The organism is Verrucomicrobiota bacterium (assembly GCA_037139415.1).
Taxonomy (GTDB): domain Bacteria; phylum Verrucomicrobiota; class Verrucomicrobiia; order Limisphaerales; family Fontisphaeraceae; genus JBAXGN01.
In genome coordinates this window covers 1-3,518 of sequence record JBAXGN010000333.1, presented here as the reverse complement: position 1 = coordinate 3,518, position 3,518 = coordinate 1, and the positions used below count along the sequence as shown (strand labels likewise).

Here is a 3,518-nt window from a genome sequence, read left to right as displayed (position 1 = left end):
TTGTTTGAATTGCTTTTGAGTTTTCACATTTTTACCTTGGTTGAATCATGCGGCTTGTGTTTCGAGTTTGACTATCTTTTCGCCATGCCCGTGGCGGGTCGGAAATAGCCCGTAAAACTGCTTTGTTTGCTCGCTGGTGACTTTACCCTGATAATGGTCCTTGATGATCGTCTCGCTGTTCCCATGGCGCTCAGCGGTCTTGCCATAAGAGCCCGTCAACCGGAAATAGTGCGACACACTTGTGTGTCTCATTCCGTCATGGATCCACGTCTTGAACCCGGCTTGGCGCTTAAGCTCCTTGAATCCTTTGAAGTCAATGAAGCCCTCTCCCTGGTACGCCGTCAACCAACTCTTAAGCGGTTCGTCAATGGTGATGGTACGCTTACGGCCGGTCTTGGATTGCGCTGCCGTCACGGTGATTTCATTGTCCGCCAGATTGATGGCGTCCCATGTCAACCGCTGAATTTCATGGGGGCGAATTCCCGCAAAGAGCGCCAGCGCCGTATAGGGGGCCAGCCGTCCATCCTCGAACGTCTCCGCCGTCGCAAGTAGGCGTTTGCATTCCGCCACGCTCAGGACCTGGGGTTCCCACTCATCCTGGTTGGTGCGTCCCTCAATTTCAAAGTCGGCAGGATTGATAACACACCATTTGCGCTGCCGTTTGCGGCACCATTGGAAGAAAACAGACAGCTTTTTGCGCACGTCGTTTTTGGTTCCCGGTTGCACGTTCAAGTTGGCCAGGTGCTTTTCAATATTCTCCGGCGTCACGTCGCAAATGCGGATATTTTCGGTTTGCGCAACGAAGCGTAGCACGTAGTAGCGCAAAGCGTTTTTGGATGCGTCGCGGTATTCGTTGGAGTCTTCCAGATACTTGGTGAACTGGGCGAGGGCTTCATCCAACCTTGGGCTTTCCGCCACGGCAGACGGCTTGCCATGTTTCAACCAAAAGTCAATCGCGGTGGTCAGGTCTGCCGGTTTCTCCAACCGCTGGAAAGCAGCCTCCGCAATCGGTATCTGTGTGTCATCCAGCCGGGTGGTTTTAAGGTTGGTGACTTGGTGCCCGGCTTGGTATTCGGTTTCCAGCTCAGTGAACCGCATTTTAGCCTCGCGGGCGTCCTGATAGTTTTCCCTGATCCGCTTGCCATCGCGACGGGTGCCAGATACACAAAATGAGGTTGTACCGCTCCGGTTTGGGAACGGTTCCAATTTAAACCGCTGCATCAATGCTTTCATTGCCCTAGAAAGTACCATATTGCCAACTCGGCGTCAACTGTTTATTTTATCAGAGGCAAAAAACTCGGTAAATAGGCTCTATTCTTATTACCCCTTTGGATTGATGGAACGCAGTCCCCGCGCATGAGGTAATAAATAGCAGCCACAAAAAAGCCGCTCCGGAATTCGGGGCGGCGGTATTTTGATCCTCGCGCGTGGCGCGCGCGGGAGGGCTTCAATTCGGCATGTACACGACGATATCCGACCACGGGCCGTAGTCATCCTTGCCGAAGGCGCGCATGCGGAATTTACCGCAACGTGACAAGTGAAAGCATCAAATGTGCCAAAAAGCAAATTCCATTGAGATGTGATAATCATTCGCCATGCGCCATGGTCATAGCACGCGGCGTGGCAAAAAACAATCGCGTATCCACTGGGGCCCGGCGGCCGGTTGTGACGACGAAAGTACTGATGATGCTGGGGTGTCTGACCGATTTCTGAAAAGTCACAAATAAGGCTTGTGTTTTCGGGTTATGGTGACTAGAATGCTAGGCAAAGTTATGAAACAACAAACCAAGTCGCAAATTCTGGCCGAAATCGCTCAAATTAAACTGATGGAACGCGGTAAGCTTTCCACTTACACCGTCAAGAACCGGGCTCACCCCGCCGGGCCCTATTACAAACTGCAACGTTGGGAGCAGGGCAAAAACCACACCCAATACGTGCGGCCCGAGCAAGTTCCTTTGCTCCAAGCCGCGCTGGGGGAACATGCCCGATTTCAACAACTGATCGAACAGTTGGCCCAATTAGTCATCCTCGACACCCGTCAACAACTCGAAACGCTCGTCACCGGGGTAAAAAAAAAGACGCGGCCCCCGACCTCCTGCTGGCCCAAGACCAGGAAATCCAGCAGTTAATGGCGCGTTTCCAGGCTGGGGAACCCAACGGGGTGGCCGTCCAGCAACTGGAAGTGCTGGTGCGCACCGCCCTCTTCAAGCCGGCCAACGCGCTGATCGGCTTCCTGCTGCAACAGGCCGCCGAGCGGGCCGATGGGGCCTACCAGCCCAAACAGGGCGATCACTGGAAGGGACGGCTGCCGCTGGACGTACAGGGCATGTTCGGCCACTTCCAGATTTGGCGCGACTACTACTACAATGGAAAGAGCCAGGGGTATCATCCAGCGGATACGGCGTTGGGCTTGGAAGGGGCCTATACCCCGGCGCTGGCCCGCCTGATGTGCTTGGAAGGTGCGGAGGAGGAAAGTTTTGATCAAGCCGAAGCGCATCTGCGGGAAACCGGGGGCATCGGGGTGGCGGCCAGGCAGATTCATCGCGTGGTCCAACGGGTGGGACCGGCCGCCGTGGCGTGGCAAGCGCGGGACAGCCAACCGGCGACCGAGCCGGTGCCGGTGATGTACGTCAGCGCCGATGGCACAGGGGTGCCGATGCGGCCGGCGGAACTGGTGGGGCGCCAGGGAAAACAACCCGATGGCACGGCCAAAACCCGGCTGGCCTATTTGGGGTGCGTGTTCACGCAACACGGTCGGGATGCTCAAGGCCACCCGCTCCGCGATTACCAATCCACTACCTACGTGGTGAGCTTTGATACCAGCGAAGCGTTTGGCCTCCTCCTGCGTCGGGAAGCCCTGCGGCGCGGGAGCGCCAAAGCGCAACAGTTGGTCCTCCTCGTCGACGGCGCAGCCAGTCTGGAAACCGTGGGCCGGCTCAATTTTCCCGGGGCCATCCAGATTGTCGATTTCTATCATGCGATGGAGCATGTGGGGGCGGTGTTGGAGGCCCTGTGGGGCAAGGACCACCCCGCGACCAAAAAACAACGGGGAAAATGGGCCAAACTGTTGCTCCAGGACGGCGTGGAGAAAATGATCGGGCAGGCGCGCCAACTGGCTGGCGCGCCACCGTGCCGCGCCAAGGTGGAGCAGGCCTTGGGTTACTTTGTCCGCAACGTGGCCCGAATGCAGTACGGAACCTTCCGCCAAAGAGGCTACTTTATTGGCTCTGGGGTCATTGAAGCCGGGTGCAAGACGGTCATCGGCATGCGGTGCAAACAGTCGGGCATGCGGTGGTCGGAACCGGGAGCCGAAAACATCCTGACCTTCCGCTGCCTCAAACATAGCCACCGGCTGGATTCCTTCTGGAAAGAGCGCCTCAATCAGCACGCCGCACGTAATGACGCGCTCCCGTTGGCTGCGTAATGCCCTAATTATGCCAGACACCCATGATGCTGGTATGCGGTAATGCGTCAGTGACAGCGGGGAAAACCGCATGGGGGGTGATTCACGCGGAACT

The 3,518-nt window shown here is 56.7% G+C and carries 3 protein-coding genes; 2 read left to right on the top strand and 1 reads right to left on the bottom strand.

The window, feature by feature from the left end; genetic code table 11:
• Positions 1–45 precede the first annotated feature (45 nt).
• Positions 46–1,233, bottom strand: a complete 1,188-nt coding sequence (locus tag WCO56_29285; protein ID MEI7733695.1) for a site-specific integrase — start codon at positions 1,231–1,233, stop codon at positions 46–48.
• Between the two features lie 539 nt (positions 1,234–1,772).
• On the opposite strand from WCO56_29285, the gene WCO56_29280 reads away from it, so the two are divergent.
• On the top strand, positions 1,773–2,129 hold the full coding sequence (locus tag WCO56_29280; protein MEI7733694.1) for a DUF6788 family protein: 357 nt from the start codon (positions 1,773–1,775) through the stop codon (positions 2,127–2,129).
• The gene (locus WCO56_29275) at positions 2,129–3,424 is read left to right on the top strand and encodes an ISKra4 family transposase (protein MEI7733693.1); all 1,296 of its coding nucleotides are present in this window, start codon (positions 2,129–2,131) and stop codon (positions 3,422–3,424) included. The genes WCO56_29280 and WCO56_29275 overlap by 1 nt, the downstream gene beginning before the upstream one ends.
• The last annotated feature ends 94 nt before the right edge of the window (positions 3,425–3,518 follow it).

Excerpts from the sequence above, each read along its gene's own strand:
- WCO56_29285 (MEI7733695.1), bottom strand. The coding sequence starts at position 1,233 with ATGAAAGCATTGATGCAGCGGTTTAAATTGGAACCGTTCCCAAACCGG.
- WCO56_29280 (MEI7733694.1), top strand. The coding sequence starts at position 1,773 with ATGAAACAACAAACCAAGTCGCAAATTCTGGCCGAAATCGCTCAAATT.
- WCO56_29275 (MEI7733693.1), top strand. The coding sequence starts at position 2,129 with ATGGCGCGTTTCCAGGCTGGGGAACCCAACGGGGTGGCCGTCCAGCAA.